This is a genomic window from Hyphomonas sp. KY3 (genome assembly GCF_017309975.1).
Taxonomy (GTDB): domain Bacteria; phylum Pseudomonadota; class Alphaproteobacteria; order Caulobacterales; family Hyphomonadaceae; genus Hyphomonas.
In genome coordinates this window covers 3,345,252-3,364,309 of the sequence record NZ_CP022271.1, presented here as the reverse complement: position 1 = coordinate 3,364,309, position 19,058 = coordinate 3,345,252, and the positions used below count along the sequence as shown (strand labels likewise).

At 60.3% G+C, this 19,058-nt stretch carries 19 protein-coding genes; 13 read left to right on the top strand and 6 right to left on the bottom strand.

Annotation, left to right across the window (positions count from 1 at the left end; all coding sequences use genetic code 11):
- Positions 1-95: 95 nt before the first annotated feature.
- The 3 genes from CFA77_RS16150 to gap form a co-directional block, all read right to left on the bottom strand.
- Positions 96-989, bottom strand: a complete 894-nt coding sequence (locus CFA77_RS16150) for a fructose bisphosphate aldolase (RefSeq protein ID WP_034814745.1) — start codon at positions 987-989, stop codon at positions 96-98.
- 298 nt (positions 990-1,287) lie between these two features.
- On the bottom strand, positions 1,288-2,484 hold the full coding sequence (gene pgk, locus CFA77_RS16145) for a phosphoglycerate kinase (protein ID WP_206991562.1): 1,197 nt from the start codon (positions 2,482-2,484) through the stop codon (positions 1,288-1,290).
- Between the two features lie 90 nt (positions 2,485-2,574).
- Complete coding sequence (gene gap / locus CFA77_RS16140; protein WP_206991561.1) at positions 2,575-3,582, bottom strand: type I glyceraldehyde-3-phosphate dehydrogenase; 1,008 nt, start codon at positions 3,580-3,582, stop codon at positions 2,575-2,577.
- 183 nt (positions 3,583-3,765) lie between these two features.
- Between gap and CFA77_RS16135 the strand changes: the two genes are divergently transcribed.
- Both CFA77_RS16135 and CFA77_RS16130 read left to right on the top strand, forming a co-directional pair.
- On the top strand, positions 3,766-4,668 hold the full coding sequence (locus tag CFA77_RS16135) for an aldo/keto reductase family oxidoreductase (RefSeq protein ID WP_206991560.1): 903 nt from the start codon (positions 3,766-3,768) through the stop codon (positions 4,666-4,668).
- A complete protein-coding gene (locus tag CFA77_RS16130) occupies positions 4,665-5,594 on the top strand; it encodes a DMT family transporter (RefSeq protein ID WP_206991559.1) in 930 nt (309 codons plus the stop codon). Before CFA77_RS16135 ends, CFA77_RS16130 begins: the two co-directional genes overlap by 4 nt.
- A gap of 75 nt (positions 5,595-5,669) precedes the next feature.
- Here the strand turns inward: CFA77_RS16130 and CFA77_RS16125 are convergent, their stop codons facing one another.
- Positions 5,670-6,029, bottom strand: coding sequence for a hypothetical protein (locus CFA77_RS16125; RefSeq protein WP_206991558.1), 360 nt, complete (start codon positions 6,027-6,029; stop codon positions 5,670-5,672).
- 135 nt (positions 6,030-6,164) lie between these two features.
- Here CFA77_RS16125 and CFA77_RS16120 point away from each other — a divergent pair, with 135 nt between their 5' ends.
- Positions 6,165-6,980: a UDP-2,3-diacylglucosamine diphosphatase gene (locus tag CFA77_RS16120; protein ID WP_206991557.1), complete on the top strand. Its 816-nt coding sequence runs from the start codon at positions 6,165-6,167 to the stop codon at positions 6,978-6,980.
- A 6-nt stretch (positions 6,981-6,986) separates the two neighbouring features.
- Here CFA77_RS16120 and CFA77_RS16115 read toward each other — a convergent pair whose 3' ends face one another.
- On the bottom strand, positions 6,987-8,123 hold the full coding sequence (locus tag CFA77_RS16115; RefSeq protein WP_206991556.1) for an acyltransferase: 1,137 nt from the start codon (positions 8,121-8,123) through the stop codon (positions 6,987-6,989).
- 205 nt (positions 8,124-8,328) lie between these two features.
- Between CFA77_RS16115 and CFA77_RS16110 the strand changes: the two genes are divergently transcribed.
- The 6 genes from CFA77_RS16110 (at position 8,329) to CFA77_RS16085 (ending at position 13,520) form a co-directional block, all read left to right on the top strand.
- Positions 8,329-11,052 carry a helicase-related protein gene (locus CFA77_RS16110; RefSeq protein WP_206991555.1) on the top strand — a complete coding sequence of 908 codons (2,724 nt, stop codon included), beginning with the start codon at positions 8,329-8,331 and terminating at the stop codon, positions 11,050-11,052.
- Positions 11,049-11,336, top strand: a complete 288-nt coding sequence (locus CFA77_RS16105) for an RNA-binding S4 domain-containing protein (RefSeq protein ID WP_206991554.1) — start codon at positions 11,049-11,051, stop codon at positions 11,334-11,336. The genes CFA77_RS16110 and CFA77_RS16105 overlap by 4 nt, the downstream gene beginning before the upstream one ends.
- A complete protein-coding gene (locus CFA77_RS16100) occupies positions 11,333-11,779 on the top strand; it encodes a TerB family tellurite resistance protein (protein WP_051607791.1) in 447 nt (148 codons plus the stop codon). The genes CFA77_RS16105 and CFA77_RS16100 overlap by 4 nt, the downstream gene beginning before the upstream one ends.
- 85 nt (positions 11,780-11,864) lie before the next feature.
- Complete coding sequence (gene fdxA / locus CFA77_RS16095; protein WP_034814766.1) at positions 11,865-12,209, top strand: ferredoxin FdxA; 345 nt, start codon at positions 11,865-11,867, stop codon at positions 12,207-12,209.
- 245 nt (positions 12,210-12,454) lie between these two features.
- The gene (locus CFA77_RS16090; RefSeq protein ID WP_034814768.1) at positions 12,455-12,976 is read left to right on the top strand and encodes a CarD family transcriptional regulator; all 522 of its coding nucleotides are present in this window, start codon (positions 12,455-12,457) and stop codon (positions 12,974-12,976) included.
- Between the two features lie 274 nt (positions 12,977-13,250).
- The gene (locus tag CFA77_RS16085) at positions 13,251-13,520 is read left to right on the top strand and encodes a hypothetical protein (protein ID WP_034814770.1); all 270 of its coding nucleotides are present in this window, start codon (positions 13,251-13,253) and stop codon (positions 13,518-13,520) included.
- Positions 13,521-13,575: 55 nt separating this feature from the next.
- Here the strand turns inward: CFA77_RS16085 and CFA77_RS16080 are convergent, their stop codons facing one another.
- Positions 13,576-15,147: a long-chain-fatty-acid--CoA ligase gene (locus CFA77_RS16080; RefSeq protein WP_206991553.1), complete on the bottom strand. Its 1,572-nt coding sequence runs from the start codon at positions 15,145-15,147 to the stop codon at positions 13,576-13,578.
- A 157-nt stretch (positions 15,148-15,304) separates the two neighbouring features.
- On the opposite strand from CFA77_RS16080, the gene CFA77_RS16075 reads away from it, so the two are divergent.
- The 4 genes from CFA77_RS16075 (at position 15,305) to CFA77_RS16060 (ending at position 19,003) form a co-directional block, all read left to right on the top strand.
- A complete protein-coding gene (locus tag CFA77_RS16075; RefSeq protein WP_206991552.1) occupies positions 15,305-16,591 on the top strand; it encodes a glutamate-5-semialdehyde dehydrogenase in 1,287 nt (428 codons plus the stop codon).
- Complete coding sequence (locus tag CFA77_RS16070) at positions 16,588-17,187, top strand: nicotinate-nucleotide adenylyltransferase (RefSeq protein WP_206991551.1); 600 nt, start codon at positions 16,588-16,590, stop codon at positions 17,185-17,187. Before CFA77_RS16075 ends, CFA77_RS16070 begins: the two co-directional genes overlap by 4 nt.
- Positions 17,184-17,936: a ThiF family adenylyltransferase gene (locus CFA77_RS16065; RefSeq protein WP_206991550.1), complete on the top strand. Its 753-nt coding sequence runs from the start codon at positions 17,184-17,186 to the stop codon at positions 17,934-17,936. Before CFA77_RS16070 ends, CFA77_RS16065 begins: the two co-directional genes overlap by 4 nt.
- Before the next feature lie 65 nt (positions 17,937-18,001).
- Positions 18,002-19,003 (top strand): alpha/beta fold hydrolase, encoded by a 1,002-nt coding sequence (locus CFA77_RS16060; protein ID WP_206991549.1) that lies wholly within the window; start codon positions 18,002-18,004, stop codon positions 19,001-19,003.
- The last annotated feature ends 55 nt before the right edge of the window (positions 19,004-19,058 follow it).

Sequence of the window (19,058 nt, the reverse complement as noted above, 5' to 3'; positions counted from 1 at the left end):
TCCCCAATCGATTGGCGAACAAAAAATGCCGCCTCATGTTTAACATGGGCGGCACTTTGCTTTCGCGTCAGGCGCGAGTCTAGGACAAACCCGGCCTATCCGGCGCTGGATGCCGCACAAATGCGATCAATCGTGGCGGCAAGCGTGGAATTGAACTCTTCGTCGCTTTGCTGGGCCGAGAGGCCTTCGGTCAGGGCGCGGGAGAAGCTGGCAATCATGCCGGAGTTATTGGCAAGCTTGGCGCAGGCATCTTCGCGAGAATATCCACCGGAAAGCGCGACAACGCGCATCACGCGCGGATGATCGACCAGCGACTTGTACTGGTTTGCTTTGGTCGGCAGGGACAGTTTCAGCATTACCTGCTTGTCCTCGCCCAGTGCGTCGAGCTGCTTGGTGATCTCGGCCAGGAGAATATCCTCGGCCTCGGCCTTGTCGGCAATCGTGATCGTGACCTCAGGCTCGATGATCGGCATCAGGCCGTGGCCCAGGATCTGGCGGCCAACGTCAAACTGCTGTGCAACGATGGCAGCGATGCCTTCCTGATTGGCGGCATTGATAACCGAGCGCATCTTGGTGCCGAAGATACCCTTGCCGACCGCGCGTTCGAGCAGGTGATCGAGGTCCGGCATCGGCTTCATCATCTGGACGCCATTGGCTTCGTCTGCGAGGCCTTTGTCGACTTTCAGGAAGGGAACGACCTGATGGGCGTTCCAGAGGTATTCGGCGGTTGGCGTGCCATCGACTTCGCCATCCATGGTGCGTTCAAACAGGATCGCGCCAATGACCTTTTCGCCATTGAAGGCTGGTGCCTTGATGATGCGGGCACGCATCTCATGGATCAGGCCGAACATTTCTTCGTCATTGGAATAGGCGTCTTCGTTCACGCCGTAGAGGCGCAGAGCCTTGGGGGTGGAGCCACCCGACTGGTCAAGCGCTGCGATGAAGCCATTCTTGTCGGCAATCTGCCGGGCCATTTGAGGATTGGTCATGATTTTAACGGGGCGTCCCTTGCATGCGTGGAATTTGCAAACTTTGCATTCAAGTACCGTGCCTGTCTTCTGGGTCAACAGGCTGACAAGGATTGATGTGAGCGCGCTCGCACCCGCCCGAATCTCAGGCAGTACGGGCAGTTTCGGGGGAAAGGACTGCCAGAGACGTGTGGGATTCAGGGCCTGAAATCGATTTCATCTGGAACATCAATTTTTTCTGACGCCGCGCAGCAAACCGATGAGAACGTTGTCATTTGCAGCCGCCTGCGCGATTTGCCGCAGGCTGTCTCAAAAGGGATCAGGCTTTGAGAGCTTCCACACCGGGCAGGGGCTTGCCTTCCATCCATTCAAGGAAGGCGCCGCCTGCGGTTGAGACGAAGGTGAACTCGTCGGCGGCCTCGGCATGATTGAGCGCGGCAACGGTATCGCCGCCTCCGGCGACGGCGATCAGCTTGCCGTCACTTGCGCGGATACCCGCAGCTTGGGCTGCTGCAACGGTGGCCTTGTCAAAAGGGGTCAGTTCGAACGCGCCGAGCGGCCCATTCCAGACCAGTGTCTTTGAGTTGCCCATCGCGGCAACCAGCTGTGCGATCGTCCTGACGCCAGCGTCGAGGATCATCTCATCGTCTGCGACCTCATCCGTTGCGCAGGTGCGGTTCTCGGCGTGAGCCTTGAAGTCCTTCGCGACAACAACATCGACCGGGAGCAGGATATTGCAATTGTTTTCTTTAGCGACCTGCATGATCTCGCGGGCGGTCTCAGCGAGATCATGCTCGCAGAGGGACTTGCCGACACTGATCCCCTGCGCGGCCAGGAATGTGTTGGCCATGCCGCCGCCGATCGCCAGCGAGTCGACCTGGGTGACAAGGTTTTTCAGAAGGTCGATCTTGGAAGAGACTTTCGCGCCGCCGACCACAGCCAGCACGGGACGTTCCGGCGTGCCGAGCGCCTTGTCGAGCGCGTCGAGTTCAGCTTCCATGTTCACGCCTGCATAGGCGGGCAGGAGGGTCGCGAGGACAGCCGTAGAGACATGCTTGCGGTGCGCGGCCGAGAAGGCATCATTGACGTAGATGTCGCCGAGCGCGGCGATTTCTTTCGCCAGTTCTGGGTCGCCTTTTTCCTCGCCTGCATAGAAGCGGGTGTTCTCCAGAAGGATCACGCCGGCAGGGTCGAGATCAGCAATGGCCTGCTTCACATGCTCGCCCTTGCAGTCGGCGATAAAGCTGACATTCGAGCCGAGCACTTTGGCGAAGGCGCCTGCAATCGGCGCAAGGCTCATCTCCGCGACGCGCTCGCCCTTCGGGCGGCCGAAATGCGCGAGCAGGGCCACTTTCGCACCTTGCGTGCGCAGCGTCTGGACCGTGTCGACGGCAGCGCGCAGGCGCGTGTCATCGGTGACGAGGCCGTTTTCCATGGGCACGTTGAAGTCGACTCGGACAAGCGCGGTCTTGCCGGTCAGATCGCCGGCATCGGCAAGGCGTTTGAAGCTGGACATGGTATTTCCTCCAGAATGCCCGGCCAACCGGGTGCGATGCGGCATGGAAAAAGAGCGCCTCCCGGTTGGGAAGCGCTCTGGAGAAGGGTTTTAGATGAGTTTGGACATGGCGAGGGCAGTATCGCTCATGCGGGTCGCGAAGCCCCACTCATTGTCGTACCAGGACAGGACCCGAACCATGGTGCCTTCGATGACCTGCGTCTGGTCGAGCGCGAAGGTGGACGAGTGCGGATCGTGGTTGAAGTCTGCCGAGACGAGCGGCTTGTCAGTATAGCCGAGCACGCCTTTCATTGAACCGTCAGCGGCGGCCTTGATGGCCGTGTTCACTTCTTCGACCGTGGTTGGCTTGCCGGCATCGAAGACGAGATCAATCATCGAGACGTTTGGCGTTGGGACGCGGATGGCGGAACCGTCGAGCTTGCCCTTCAGTTCCGGCAGGACCAGGCCAACGGCTTTTGCTGCGCCGGTCGATGTCGGGATCATGGACATCGCAGCCGCGCGGCCACGATAGAGATCCTTGTGCATCCGGTCGAGGGTTGGCTGGTCACCCGTATAGGAGTGGACCGTCGTCATGTAGCCGCGCTTGATACCGACCGTGTCGTTCAGCACTTTGGCGACGGGCGACAGGCAGTTGGTGGTGCAGGATGCGTTGGAGACGACGAGATCATCTTTGGTAAGCGTGTCGTGGTTCACACCGAAGACGATGGTCTTGTCAGCATTTGTCGCCGGAGCAGAGACCAGCACGCGTTTGGCGCCCGCCTTGAGGTGAGCAGACGCTTTTTCCTTGTCGGCGAAGATGCCGGTACATTCCATTGCGATGTCGATATCCAGCTCGGCATGCGGCAGGTCAGCGGGGTCGCGTACGGCGGTGCAGAGGAATTTGCGGTCGCCGACGATGATCGTGTCACCGTCCACTTCGACCGTCTGGTTCAACCGGCCATGAACGGAATCATACTGGAGCAGGTGGGCATTGGTGGCCACCGGACCGAGGTCGTTGATCGAGACGACTTCGATGTCCTTGCGGTCATGCTCGATGATCGAACGAAGGACGAGACGGCCAATGCGGCCAAAACCATTGATTGCAACGCGAACGGCCATGAAAAATCTCCTTTGGAGCGGCAGGCTATAAATCTGCTGGCCCTTTACGACGCCCGCGCAATTTCGTCCACCCGCTGCCCATGCGGCCTCGCGCCGCTTACTGCCTGTTTTCGCTAACAGAGATCAGTCGTGGACTTGGCTTCAGCGGCCTCTTATGGCCTGAAGTCACGAGGAGGCGGTTTCATGCGTCAGGTAGGGATCGGAACGAGCGGACTGCGCGCGGGTGCTTTGGGCTTCGGTTGCTGGCGCTTTTTGGGACATGAATTGTCCCATGCGGAGAATCTTGTTGAGACCGCGCTCGATCTGGGCATGACTCTTATCGACACGGCTGACATCTACGGATTTGGCGGGGATGGATTTGGCGCGGCCGAGGTCTTGCTGGGCAAGGTGTTGAAAGCCGATCCTGCGCGGCGCACGAGAATGGTATTGGCGACCAAGGGCGGAATTATTCCCCCCGCGCCCTACAATTCGAGTCGTAAATACCTGATCGAGGCCTGCGAAGCGTCGCTTGCGCGGCTTGGCGTTGAGCAGATCGACCTTTACCAAATTCACCGGCCGGACCTGTTGACCCCTTGGGAGGAAGTTGCCGATGCGCTGGAAACGCTTCTGGCAGACGGCAAGATCGGGGCAGCAGGAGTCTCCAATTTCTCCGTGGCGCAAACCCGCGCATTGCAGGCACATCTGGGGCCGAAGCTTGTCAGCACGCAGCCGGAATTTTCCGCCCTGCATCTGGCGCCCCTGGAAGACGGCACACTGGACTGGTGCCAGGAAGTCGGTGCGGCGGCGCTGGTTTGGTCGCCGCTGGCGGGCGGTCGGCTGGCCGATGGATATAGACCGCAGCCTGATGATCCTGAAAGGTTGGTGGATGTGCATCAGGCGCTCGACAGGATCGCGGCCGGGCATGGCGTGAGCCGCAGCGAAGTGGCGCTGGCTTTCGTTCTGATGCATCCGGCGCAGCCCATTGTTTTGCTGGGCACGCAGACTCCGGCGCGCCTGAAGGCGGCGACGCGCGCGCTGGAAATCCAGCTCAGCCGTGCGGACTGGTACAGTATGATCGAGGCGTCGCGCGGCGCGGCGATGCCATGAATGGGCCCCAGATTCAAAGTCGCTCTGCCGCTGATTGGGGGCTGTTTGCTCTGTTGACCCTGTTCTGGGCCGGGGCCTATGCGCTGACCCGGGTGGCGGTGGACAAGGGCAATCCGGATATGGGCCTGCCGGTGGCCTGGGTGCTGCCGGGGCGGTTGACGATTGGCGCGGCGGTACTGTGGGTGCTGATGTTGGCACGGGGGCAGAAATTGCCGCCATTGAGAGACCGCAAGCGCTGGGTGGCGATCATCGGGATGGGGCTCGCAGGCTCCGTCTTTCCCTTCTTCCTGATCACGACCGCTCAGGAGACGGTCAATTCCAGCCTTGCCGCACTTTATACCGCCGCTGTACCGATCTTCGTGGTGAGTGGGGCAACCTTTCTGTTTGCGGATGAACGGATGAATCGCGGAACCGCGATTGGCGTGCTGACCGGTTTTGCGGGTGTGGCTGTGTTGTTCGGGCCGGATGCGATGAAGGGGCTTGGCGATGCGAGTGTTGTGGCGCAGCTGCTGCTGATCCTCGCGACGATGAATTACGCCCTTGCAAGCCTGATGGCGCGCGGCGCGCCCCGGATCGAGGCCATTCCGTTCGCGACCGGTTTCGTCACGCTGGCGGCGGTGGTTTCGTGGCCGCTGGCCTTCACGGTGCACCCGTCCGAGGTCAATGCCGACTGGACGCATTGGGCCGCCGTGGTGGGGCTTGGCGTGATCCCGACGGCAATTGCACAGGCGCTGTACATGTACCTGATCGCGCGGACGAGCGCGACATTCTTGTCCCTGACGGGCTATGCGATTCCAGTGGTCAGCGCCGTGCTGGGCTGGGTCTTCTTCCGAGAGACACAGAGCTGGCAGGCGCTGATCGCGTTCGCCCTGATCCTGGGTGGTGTCTGGCTCGCCCGGCGCGGTGGGGGCGTGAAGGAAGGTTAGACCGCCTGTTCCTGCGCATGCGACGCCCGTGAAGGCGCTTGGAAGACAGTTGGGTTTTCATTGGGACACTTCGCGTCAGGTGTCGGGACGCGGCAGGCGGGTGCCGATCGCACAGGGCCGACGTGGCATTGTGACGGCAGGGGCTGACTGAAGCCGCTCGCCCCTTGGCACAGCCAAATCCAACTCCCCCATCGCCAGGCGGAAGCCCTTCGATAGCTCAAAGGCCAGCGGATCAGGTTTGATCGTTTCCGGCCCGTCCCCGACAGCGACAATATCGACCTCTCCGCGGGGTGATATGCGCACCATCATGGCGCGCATATCCCGCTGGATATGGCGCACGTGAAAGGTGAGGATCACGACCTGTAGCCAGATCCAGAACCGGTACGGCCGCAGGTGCGGCGGCAGGTTTCGCAAAGTGGCGAAGGCGTCATCCATGCTCTGATTATACCTCCGCCTGCGGAGGGGGAGGAAAAGTCTTTTTGTTAACCCTGTTTTTATTGCATTTTTGTGACGAAAATAGGGGGTAAACTGTCATAAAACTCATACCGAACGCACTTAAGGGCGGGCATCATGACCCGTGCCGATCCTCGCCCTGATTATCGTTCGATCTTCATCTCCGATGTGCATCTCGGCAGTGCCGGATGCCAGGCCGATGCGCTGTGCGCCTTCATGAAGACGCATACATCCGAGCAGCTCTATCTGGTGGGCGACATCATTGATGGCTGGCGGATGCGCAAGAAATGGTACTGGCCGCAATCACACACGAACGTCATCCGCCGTATCCTGACGGCTGCGAAGCGCGGCACGGACGTGACCTATATCATCGGGAACCATGACGAGTTCCTGCGCGCCTTCCTGCAGTTCCGGCTCGCCTTTGGCGACATCAAGGTGAAGAACCGCGCCGTGCATGAGGGCGAAGATGGCAAGCGCTATCTGGTCGTACATGGCGACATGTTCGACGGCATGATGCGCGCCGACCGCAAATGGATCATGCATCTGGGCGATCATGCCTATAATTTCCTGCTCTGGACCAATACGAAGCTGAACGCGATCCGTCGCTGGTTCGGTATGCCGTACTGGTCGCTGTCACAGGCCCTGAAAAAGCGCACCAAGCGGGCGCTGAACCATATCCATAATTTCGAGGGCCATGTGGCGGATTATTGTCGTCGCAAGGAATTCGACGGCGCGATCTGTGGTCACATCCATGTCGCCGAAATGCGCGACATTGACGGCATCACCTACATGAATGATGGCGACTGGGTAGAGAGCTGCACGGCCCTCGTCGAGCATCATGACGGACGCTGGGAACTGCTCCACTTCCAGCCGCATGTGGTGAACGAAAAAGCGCCGGTCGCAGAGCTGGTCCGCGCCGAGGCGATGGCCTGATCCATCCTATCCCAAAAACGGTTTCAAACTGGCGCTGAGGCGGCGGCGGGCCTGGAATTGGCCGAGGAGCCAGAGCAAGCCGATTGAGACCAGTAGGGCGAGGATCACGGTCAGGGTGACGCGCAACTCGGTCGGGATGTCCGTCAGACCGGTACGGCGCAGCAGAACGCCAGTCAGGTGGCGGACGGGCTCGTGCACACAATAGAGCGGAAACGAGATCAGGCCGAGACGCTCGCAGACCCCGGTAAGCCAGAGGCTGCCCGGCTGGACGCGCGCGCCGATCAGGATGAGCAGCGGGCAGAGCAGGCCGATGGCGATAAACTGATAGGCGCCTTTTGCGTAGACGGGAAACATCAGGATGCCGAGTGTTACCGCGAATACGATCAGCGTGGGCATCAGGCCTGTAAAGCGTGGCAAGTATCGGGCCACCGGGCCGGCAGGATTCTGGACCAGCCGGTAGATGATGATCCCGGCGAGGAAGGCCGAGAAAACGCGCGGAAAGCCGAAGAAGAAAGTCTGATGGCTCCAGCCGACATTGGCGGTCAGGTCATTGCCGGACAGGCGGGCCAGCGCGAGACAGCAAAACAGGTAGAGAGAGAAGGCGGCAAGGCAGGTGCCGACCAGTCGCCATTTCGGCAGGCGCGCAATCCAGATGAAGGCGATGCTGGCGACAAATTCGTAGAAGATCGACCAGAGCGGCGGATTGGACGGGAAGAGTTCCAGCGTGCCGTTCGCAGGGATCTCGTAATCGCTGAGCGCCGGGATGAAAGCGAAATGCCCGATATGGGTCAGGGTGAACTGGAGGGGGTTGAAGGCCCGCCCGGTCTCGGCAAACACGATCAGCATCGCGATGGCGCCGAGTACCACGCCGCCCGCGACAGTCGGGGCGAGCCGGGAAATCCGTTTGTTGGCATAGACGCCCGCAGGCATGCCGTCTCGCAGGGCCTTGGCATAGGCATGATAGATGACAAAGCCGCTGAGGATGAAGAACAGGTCCACGGCAATATAGCTGTTCATGAGCAGCCTGGACTGTCCGCTTCCAATATAGTGGTAGAGCATCACGATGATCGCCGCGATCCCGCGCATGCCGTCGAGGACATAGAACCTCTGGCTCGAAGAGCGAGCCTGATTCATGGCGGTCATTGTCACGCGAAGTCCCCATTGTTTCCGAGGGCTCTAGGGGAGTGCGCAGAGGCGGACAACTTCTAATTGGATCGACAGGCGGGTTTTTTCCGGGCGACAGGATCAAGGGCAGTTTCCTGCCAGATTGACCGGTTCGGGGGCAGGGGGTGTGGGCCGATTGCAGGCTCAACTTGACTTTCAATGGCGGCCCCGCCACGCAACGTCGATGAGTTCCACCCTGAAGGCCATTCTCGGCCCCACCAATACCGGCAAGACCCACTATGCCATCGAGCGGATGACGGGGTTTGGCACCGGCATGATCGGCCTGCCGCTGCGCCTGTTGGCGCGCGAGGTTTATGATCGCGTGGTCGAGCGCAAGGGCGCGGCCCATGTCGCGCTGATTACTGGTGAGGAGCGCATTGTTCCGCGTACGGCGCGATACTGGGTGTGCACAGTGGAATCCATGCCGGTGGATCTGAAAGTGGATTTCGTCGCGATTGACGAGATCCAGCTGGCCGAAGACCAGGATCGGGGCCATGTCTTCACCGACCGTATCCTGAATTTGCGCGGCAATCACGAGACATTGCTGCTGGGCAGCGACACGATGCGCAGTGTGTTGCGCAAATTGGACCTTGGCGCCGAGACCGAGCCTCGCGAGCGGTTTTCAGAGCTGCGCTATACCGGGCATTGCAAGATCACCAAACTGCCGAAGCGTACGGCCATTGTCGCATTCAGCGCGGATGAGGTCTATGCGATTGGCGAATTGCTGCGGCGCCAGAAGGGGGGAGCGGCGATAGTGATGGGCGCGCTGAGCCCGCGCACGCGGAATTCGCAAGTTGAGCTCTACCAGTCCGGCGAAGTCGACTACATTGTTGCAACCGATGCGATCGGCATGGGGCTGAACCTTGATGTCGACCGGGTCGTGTTCGCCTCACGCTCGAAGTTCGATGGGCGGCGCCATCGCCTGCTGACACCAGCAGAATGCGCACAGATCGCGGGCCGGGCCGGGCGGTTCCGTACCGATGGTGAATTTGGGGAGACAGCGACCTGTCCGCCATTCGATGAAGCGACATGGCAGGCCATCGAGGCGCATCGGTTCGATCCGGTGGATCATCTGCAATGGCGCAACTCTGCACTCGACTTCTCCAGCCTGCGCCGCCTGATCCTGAGCCTTGAGACCCCATCCGGGCATCCATCCCTGATCCATAATCCGCATGCACTGGATGAATGGGTGCTGCGCCGAATGGCGGAAGATGCGGCCATCGGGCCGAATGTGGCGGGTACGCGCGAAGTGCGGCGGCTATGGGATCTGGCCCGCCTGCCAGACTTCCGCAAAGCCGGGCCGGAAGGCCATGCGCGGCTCGTGCTGGGCCTTGCTGAAACGCTCGCCAATCCGGATGCGCGCCTTGCCGACAAGGGGCTGGAGCGCCGGCTGGATGATCTTTCATCGACCCAGGGAGATATTGCGAAGCTGCAGCAGCGGCTTGCCAATATACGGACCTGGACCTATGCCGCCCATCGGCCTGACTGGCTGGAAAACCCGGAAAAATGGCAGGATCGAACACGAGAGATTGAAGACTCCCTGTCAGACGCGCTACACGAAGCGCTGACTGCCCGGTTCGTGGACCGGCGAACCACCGCTTTGCTTGCCAGCCTGAAGAAGGAAGACGCCCTCGTGACCGAATTGACCCCGGAAGGTGATGTCCGTGTGGAAGGCCATGTCGTTGGACGCCTGAAAGGCCTGACCTTCGAACCTGTTCTTGATGCCCGTACGCTCGAAGGCAAGGCGGTGCGCAGCGCAGCCCAGGCCGCTGTGCGCCCGCTGATCCTGGAACGCCTGTCGCTGATCGTGGCGGCGCCGGATGATGCGTTCAAACTGAATGATGAAGGCCAGATCGAACACATCAATTCGCCCGTGGCCCATCTGGCCAAGGGATCGAGCTGGATGGCGCCGCGCGTCGAGATTGTCGGCGCATCCGAAGTCGACCCGGCCGAGCGTGAAGCTGCGCGCCAGCGGCTGGAGCAATGGGCCGCGGCCGAGACCGCCAAGATCCTGCCAACTCATACAAAGCTGGCCGTTGAAAAAGCGGGCGATGCGCTGGAAGGTCTCGCGCGCGGGATTGCCTTCCGTCTTCTTGAAACCGGGGCTGCGGTTGATCTTCGCCAGGATGACCCAAGTCTGCGTCTGACCGGCGACCAGCGTGAAGCCCTCAAAGGCATTGGGGTGAGAGCAGGCCGTGTCGCGGCACATGTGCCGGATGCGCAAAAGCCTGCAGGCCAGCGCATGATCGCCATTCTGCGCGCTGTGTTTGAAGGTCAACCTTTCCCACTGGCACCCGAGGGGGCCGGGTCATTTGCGCTTGATGGCACATGGCCGGAAGAGGCGCTTGCCGCCAATGGCTATCTCCGTTTCGGCCGCCGGGCCGTGCGCGCAGACCTTGCCGAACGTCTCGGCTGGGAGATCGCCAAGCGCCGCAAGGAAGCCTCGAAGAACGCATTCCCCATCGAGATCGACCTGGCTTCCGTCGTCTCTTGCCCTGCCGATGACTGGCCCGCCGTGTTGAAAGGCTTTGGCCTTGCGCCTGCGGAAAAGGACAAGGAAACGGATGCCGTTACTTTGTGGCGCTATGCGTCCCGCGCCCGTCCCGAGGGGCGGTCTGAAGGCGGGCGGCCCCAGCGCGGCCGAGATCAGAATGCCGGTGGCAAAGGCCCGAAAGGTCCACGCGGACCAAAACAGCAAGGCGGGGGCGGGCGGTCCAATTCCCGCAGTGCCCCGCAGTCGCGCCAGCCGGACCCGGACAGCCCGTTCGCGGCGCTCGCAGCCCTGCTGCCGGAGCCCAAGCAGGCGGCTAACAAACCAAAGAAAAAGAAACGCAAGCCAAAACCCAAGCCGGATGCCGCCGCTGAAAGCGCAGCTGATACGAGCTTCGAGTACAAGCCCTTTCAATGACGGACACGCCGACGCTGCGCCTTGATGTGTGGCTGTGGCGGACACGGTTTTTCAAGACTCGCGCCCTGTCCGGAACGTATATTCGCAAGCGGGGCGTCCGATTGACCCGCAATGGCCAGACCCGGCGCGTCAATAAGCCGGGCGCCGCTATTTGCGTTGGAGATGTTGTCACGCTGGCGCGAGGCGCGCATATCAGGACCGTCGAAGTGCTGGATCTGGGCACTCGGAGAGGGCCGGCAGAAGAGGCGGCGGCAATGTACACGACGCTGGAGACCGACACATGATGAACACGCTGAAAAATCTGTTCCGGCAGAAAACGCCTGCCGAGAGACCGATGGACCCGCAAGTCGCGGCTGCGGCGCTACTTGTCGAGGCTGCCCTGTCTGATGGGGTCTATGTGAACATTGAAAGCGACATGATCGCTGAAATCCTGTTGGAAGCGTTCAAATTCGATGCAGACAAGGCAGATGCCGTGCTGGCCGAAGGCGAAGCCTTGGCTGAAGAGGCGGTCGGTTCCCACCAGTTTACCAAGCATGTGAAGAAGCTGCCGATTGCGGAGCGGATTTCCATCATTGAAGGCTTGTACCGGGTCGCGCTGGCTGATGGCGAAAAAAGCGATATCGAGGATGCCTATATCCGCCATGTCGCCTCGCTGCTGCATATTGACGATATTTCTCGCGCACAGGCTCGCCAGGCGGCGGAAAAGCGGATCGCCGACGCTTCCTGAAGACTCCTGTCAGAACACCTCATTGACATGAGCGCCTGCGCGCGCCATTTCGCCGGTGCACAAACCCCAGAAGGCCCTCCTGCCCATGACCTATATTGTCGTTGATGCCTGTATCCGCTGCAAATACATGGATTGCGTCGAGGTTTGCCCTGTCGACTGCTTCTATGAAGGCGAGAACATGCTGGTCATCCACCCGGATGAGTGCATTGATTGCGGTGTGTGCGAGCCGGAATGCCCTGTGGAGGCCATCAAGCCCGATACCGAGGATGACCCGGACGCCAAATGGCTGAAGCTGAATACCGAGTATGCGCAGACCTGGCCAAATATCACCCGGATGAAGGAACCGCCGGCAGACCGGGAAGAATTTGCGCAAGAAACCGGTAAGCTGGAGAAATATTTCAGCCCCAAACCGGGTGAAGGCGACGCCTGAATCGGGTCGTCCGAACCCTGATTTTGCTGGGTTTCTCAATAAACGTTAACAAAATCAGCGACCTTGGGAACTTTACTCTTGGTTAGCATCTGGGCGTGTCTGTTGAAAAAGCTGCACATTTATGCTATCGTTCAGACTTGAGTAATAACTGAAAAGATCCGGAAACTTCAACTCAGACCGTCAAATGCGTCGGACTGGGGGGGATTTTGTCGGCTCTAAATGCGTAGAAAAGGGCGATATCCAACATGGCTAAAAAAGCATCTGCGGAACTGGCGTTTGAAGTGGGTCAAAGCGTCGTTTACCCCGCACACGGGGTGGGCAAGATCACAAGCGTTGAGAAGCAGACTGTGGCCGGCATGGACCTGGAGGTCTATGTGGTGTCCTTTGATCAGGACAAAATGATCCTTCGCGTCCCAACCAATCGCGCCGAAGCCTCTGGCATGCGCGCACTGGCGGGTTCCAAGCTGGTCGAAGATGCGCTGAAGACCCTGGGTGGTCGTGCGCGCATCAAGCGGACCATGTGGTCGCGCCGGGCTCAGGAATATGAAGCGAAGATCAATTCCGGTGATCTGATCTCTATTGCGGAAGTCGTTCGCGACCTGCACCGCGGCGAAGATCAGCCGGAACAGTCCTATTCCGAGCGCCAGCTTTATGAGAGCGCCCTGGACCGTATGGCTCGTGAACTCGCCGCCGTCGAGAATATCGAGAAGGGCGACGCCATGGAAAAACTCGCAGAATCTCTCGCAAAGAAGAAAGTGGCTGCTTAAGCCTCCAACTCCTTTCGATCATGCAGAACCCCCGTACGGCCGCCTCGCCGTGCGGGGGTTTTTCATGTCCGAAGTCCTCAAATTGCATCAAAAATGAACAACCGGACCCGGAATATTAAAATAGCCGGGGTTTGGGCAGGTTCCTGTTAACCATACGGCAAAGGAGAGAAGGCACTCTTTGCTTGTCGCCGGAATGCTCTGGTGACGGATGGATGTCTTGGCTGACATGCCCGAAACAGGGTGGCGGCGAAGGCAGGGTGACAGGAGAAACAAGATGCCCTTTTCGGATATTGAAATACAGCCAGGTGGCCTGTTGGGCGCCGACGCGAATGCAGATGAGTTCTATCAGGCCGGCCTCGCTTGTGCCGCTGGTGTCGGATCGGAGATGGATCTGATCTCTGCGCACAAATGGTTCAACCTCGCTGTGTCCAAGGGACATGAAGAGGCCCGCGTGCAGCGTCAGGAAATGGCTGATATGCTGAGCTCGGAAGAAGTCAAAGTGGCGCTGTCTTCAGCCCGCGACTGGTTGAGCCTCGCCAACTAGTCCAATATGATTGATAGCGGACGGCATGGGGGACGCCATGCCATCCGCCTTCTGATCAGCTGATGCGACGCGCCTGGTCCTTCCAGTAAGTTTCGCGCAAATCCTTGCGCAAGACTTTGCCGGACGGATTACGGGGCAGCACCTCAATGAACTCTACCGTCTTTGGGCATTTATAGCCGGCAATGCGTTCGCGCGCCCAGGCGATTATGCTGTCCTGAGTCGGCGCTTCGCCCGGTTTGACGACGATGATGGCCTTGACGGCCTCGCCCCATTTTTCGTCGGGCACGCCAATAACTGCCACGTCCGCCACGCCAGGGTGGCCAAAGATCGCATTCTCGACTTCGGCGGGATAAATGTTCTCGCCTCCGGACACGATCATGTCCTTTACGCGGTCGTGGATATAGAGAAATCCGTCTTCGTCGAAATAGCCCGCGTCTCCTGTCCGGAAGAACCCGGACGCGTCGACCGATTCCTTTGTGGCATCCGGGCGGTTCCAGTATCCTTTCATGACGAAGGCGGACTTGATGGCGATCTCGCCAACTTCGCCGGTGGGGACGGGATTCCCTTCTGCGTCGAGGCATCGCACGATTGTGGCCGGATAGGGCACGCCGCATGAGCGCAGCTTTCCCCAGGCCGGGTCATGGGCTTCAGGCGGCAAATAGGTTCCGCAGCCGCCCGTCTCGGTCAGTCCGTAGAGCTGGGTGAAACGCGCACCCATGATGTCCTGCGCATCAAGCAGCAAACTCTCGGCAATCGGAGAGGCGCCATAGAAAACCTGCTTCAGGCTCGACCAGTTGATGTCGCGCACATTCGGTATCTGGGTCAGCATCAGGATGACTGCGGGGACCCAGAACGCATGGGCGATCTTGTGCTCGGGGATTAGTTTCAAGATTGCTGCCGGATCGATTTCACGCAGCACGACAGCTTTGGCACCTTGTGCGGCCGTCAGGATACCGATGTTTACGCCCGCCACATGGAAGAGGGGCATCGCGTTCATGACCGCGTCGCCGACATCATAGCTCGCCCATTCCAGCATGCCGGCCTGCTCGAAGATGGCGCGGTAGTTGCCATTGGTCAGCTGCACGCCCTTGGGCATGCCGGTAGTGCCGGATGTATAGAGCTGGATGACATCATCGTCGTCGCGCGTCGTGAGGCCCGGTGGATCGGTCAGCTGGCTGTCGCGCCATGCCGAGTAGGCTTTCCAATCCTCCCGATCGCCATCAATCGCGATGATATGTTCAAGGTCTGGCAATTCGGCGCGGATCTGGTCAATCAGGCCGTAGAAATCTTTTCCGACGAACAGGACTTTCACCCGCGCATCCGACAGGATGAATTTCACTTCGGGTGCGGCGAGTCGGGTGTTGACGGCGGTCATCGTTGCGCGGGCCTTGGCGGCGCCGAACAGCATCTCGTAATAGACAGCCATGTTCTTGGCGAGATAGCCGACCCGGTCATCCGGTTTCACGCCCAGGCCGATCAGGCCGTTGGCAATCTGGGTGGAACGTGTCTCCAGTTCGGCGAAGCTGGTTGTCTCGCCTTCGAACCAGAAAGCCTCCTCATCCGGGCGGATGCTGGCCTGGACGCGCGGGATATCGGCTAGATGAGGCATTGCCTCTACATCGATCATGGGTTCCTCCGATGAAATTCTTGTTTCTTTCAAGCTATTCTAGGGCAAAATCCCGAAGAGTCAGCCCGTCCCCACCTGCAATCACTATTGGGATAGCTGAAGTAGGCGACGTTTAGCCGTCTTGCGGTCGGCCCGGCTTTCCGGCACATCCCATGACATGACTGATACGATGATAGCCGACACCGTAGACCTCGCTGAAACCATGCTCGACATGGGCCGCCGCGCCCGTGCCGCGTCTCGCAAGCTGGGCCAGATGACGCCCGCTGACCGAACACGCGGTTTGCAGGCGGTCGCGGCCGCGATTCGTGCGTCTGCCTCCAAAGTCCTGGCGGCCAATGCGCAGGATATGGACGCTGCCGAAGCCAAGGGGCTCGACGCGGCCATGCTGGACCGGCTGGCCCTGGATGCCGCGCGCCTTGAAGGGATTGCCTCCAGTGTGGAAGCCGTGGCCGGCTTGCCCGACCCCATTGGCAAGGAACTCGCCCGGTGGGAGCGGCCGAATGGGCTGGACATTGCGCGCATCGCCGTGCCGCTGGGCGTGATCGGCATCATCTATGAGAGCCGCCCGAATGTCACCGCCGATGCCGGCGCGCTCTGTCTGCGCTCGGGCAATGCGGCGATCCTGCGCTGCGGGTCTGAAAGCACGCACTCGTCCCGCGCAATCATTGACGCCATGCGCGGCGCGCTGAAGGCCGAAGGATTACCGGAAGACGCGGTGCAACTGGTCATGACCACCGACCGCGCCGCAGTAGGCCACATGCTGGCCGGCCTCGAAGGCAATGTGGACGTGATCGTCCCGCGCGGTGGGCGCAGCCTGGTCGAGCGCGTGCAAAAGGATGCGCGCGTTCCCGTGATCGGTCATCTCGAAGGGCTTTGCCATGTCATCGTCGACAAGGCTGCTGATCCCGAGAAGGCAGTTTCCATTGTCGTGAATGCCAAGATGCGCCGGACAGGAATCTGTGGCTCGGCGGAAACACTCCTGGTCGATGCGGCTGTGGCGGACGATCTATTGCCAAAGATCGCGGCCGGCCTGTTGGAAGCGGGCTGTGAATTGCGCGGAGATGACCGCGCCCGCGCCATCGTGCCAAAGATGATCGAAGCCACCGAGGCCGACTGGTCCACCGAATATCTTGCGCCGATCCTGGCCGTTGCGGTTGTCGATGATCTGAGCGCAGCGCTGGCACATATTGGCTCCTGGTCATCCGGACACACAGAATGTATCATCACTGAAGACTCTGATGCAGCAGACCGCTTCTTTGCGACGGTCGACAGCGCGATTTTGCTGCACAATGCCTCTACCCAATTTGCGGATGGCGGCGAGTTCGGCATGGGCGCCGAGATTGGTATCGCCACGGGTCGCATCCATGCGCGCGGACCCGTGGGGGCAGAACAGCTGACGACGTACAAATACATTGTGCGAGGAACCGGGCAGGTTCGTCCTTGAGCCGAGCAATTTTACCGGGACCATCGGCTGGCCTCCGCATCGGCCTGTTCGGCGGCAGTTTCAATCCGGCCCATTCCGGCCATTTCCATGTGGCATCCACAGCCATGAAACGGCTACAGCTAGATTGGGTCTGGTGGATCGTGGCGCGCGGGAATCCCCTGAAGACCGGACACGGAGATTTTTCGGGCCGCTTCCGGTCAGCCAAGGCGGTTGCAGACCATCCACGAATGCGGGTGACAGATATCGAGACGCGGCTCGGCCTGACTTATTCCTATCGTACCTTGTCGACGCTGACAGCGGCAGCGCCCGCTGCGAAATTCGTCTGGTTGATGGGCGCTGACAATATGGTCAATTTCCATCTCTGGGGCGCGTGGCAGGGGATTGCGCAGATGATGCCGATCGCCATCGTGGCGCGTCCGGGGATTGGGCCGGGTGCTCGCAACTCACCGTTCGCCCGTCGCTTTGCCAGTAGTCGTGTCCCGGCTTCAACTGCCGCCTCGCTGCCGGATCGTGATCCGCCTGCATGGGTCTACCTGCCTGCGCCGCTGGACCCGATCTCCTCGACCGCTATCCGCCAGAAGAAAGCAGGACAATGAGCCTCAGCCCGGAAGACCTCGCCCGGCACAAGCGCCACATCATGCTGAAGGAAATAGGCGGACCCGGCGTCCAGAAGCTGCGCGCGGCGTCGATATCCATTGTCGGGGCAGGGGCGCTCGGCGGGCCATGCGCAATGTTCCTGGCGGCTGCAGGCATCGGGCAGATCGAAATCTGGGATGATGATGTCATTGAGCGGTCGAATCTGCAGCGACAAATCCAGTTTGGAGAACGCGACCTCGGCAAGGCCAAGGTGGATATCCTGGCTGAGCGCCTGGCGACGGATCATCCCGGGACAAGGATCAGCACGCGTCGAAAGAAATGGTCGCCTTCCGACCCGCTGTCCGGCAGCATTCTGGTCGATGCGACGGACAATTTCCCGACCCGCTACGCCCTCAACGCAGCGGCCCACCTGAGCGAACGCTTGTTGGTGCACGGCGCAGCCGCAGGGTGGACCGGGCAAGCCAGCGTGTTTGCGTCCGGCTGCCGGGACGGCGCGCCATGCTATCGCTGCTGGGTGCCCGAAACGCCGCCGAATGCGGCGGCTTGCGATGAAGTTGGCGTGGTCGGGCCCGTGACCGGAATGGTTTCAACGCTCATGGCGCTTGAAGTCGTGAAGCTGGTCACAGGCGCCGGAGAACCGATGATTGGAAGCCTTATTCTGATCGATGGTTTGATGGCCGACGTCAGGAAAGTCCGGTTGCGGCGCGATGCAACCTGTAGTGTTTGCGGCACTGAGCGTGCGATTTGACTTGGCGCCGTCAGGGGGGCTTAGTGCCGATCACCTGATTTGAAACTGCGGGAGCCGGGAACAAGATGAAACGATTGCTAGTCGTGCTGGTGACGGTTGCGATCATTCTCACGGCGGGCTGGTTGATGCTGCGCCGTCCGGACATTTCCTACAACACATTGGAGTCGGTCTACTCGAAATCGAACAGCCGGTACCTGAAATCCGGTAGTCAGATCGAGCTGCATTTTACCGATACCGGTCCGCGCGACGCGCCAATACTTGTGCTTGTGCATGGCTATTCTGCCTCTCTGAACACCTGGGACGCATGGGTGCGCAATCTGCGTAAGGATTACCGGGTCATCCGGTTGGACCTGCCGGGCCATGGCCTGTCGCGCTGCGTCGACAATGATGAGATCGGCATCGAGCAATTCATTGCCAGTATCGACCGCGTGACGCATTCACTGGACGTCGACCAGTTCACCCTCGTTGGCAGTTCCATGGGCGGGCACACCGCCTGGGCCTATGCACTCACCCATCCGGACAGGCTGGATGGATTGGTCCTGGTGGATGCGGCCGGTTGGCTCAGTGCGCCGGGCGAGGACGACAAGGACCCGGTGATCTTCAAATTGCTGCGCAATGGGTTTGCCCGCAATGTGATGAAGGATCTCGACATGTCAGCCTTGATCCGGTCGGGGCTGGAAAACAGCTTTGCGGATCCTGAACTGGTGACGGATGAAATGGTGGAGCGGTATTCGGCCATGTCTCGTGCGCCGTGCCATCGCGAGGCGCTGCTCAAGATCATGAGCGGCACGACACTGCGGGTGCCTGCGTCCAAGGAGAGGCTGAGCGCAATCACCGTGCCGACGCTGATCCTGCATGGGGATACTGACAATCTGATTCCCGTGGCACATGCGGAAAAGTTTGCCGATGCCATCCCGGGGTCGAAGCTCATCATCTATCCCGAGACCGGACATATCCCGCAGGAGGAGCAGCCTGTTGCCTCGGTAGAAGACTTCCGTGCGTTTCTTGCCACCATTTATTCCGAAGAAACTGCAGAGCCTGAGGCGGTTGAGCCAAACGGCGAATAAGTCTCCGGGAAACCAGTCAGCAGGTTCACGCGTAGGAGGGGCATAGGAGAAACCC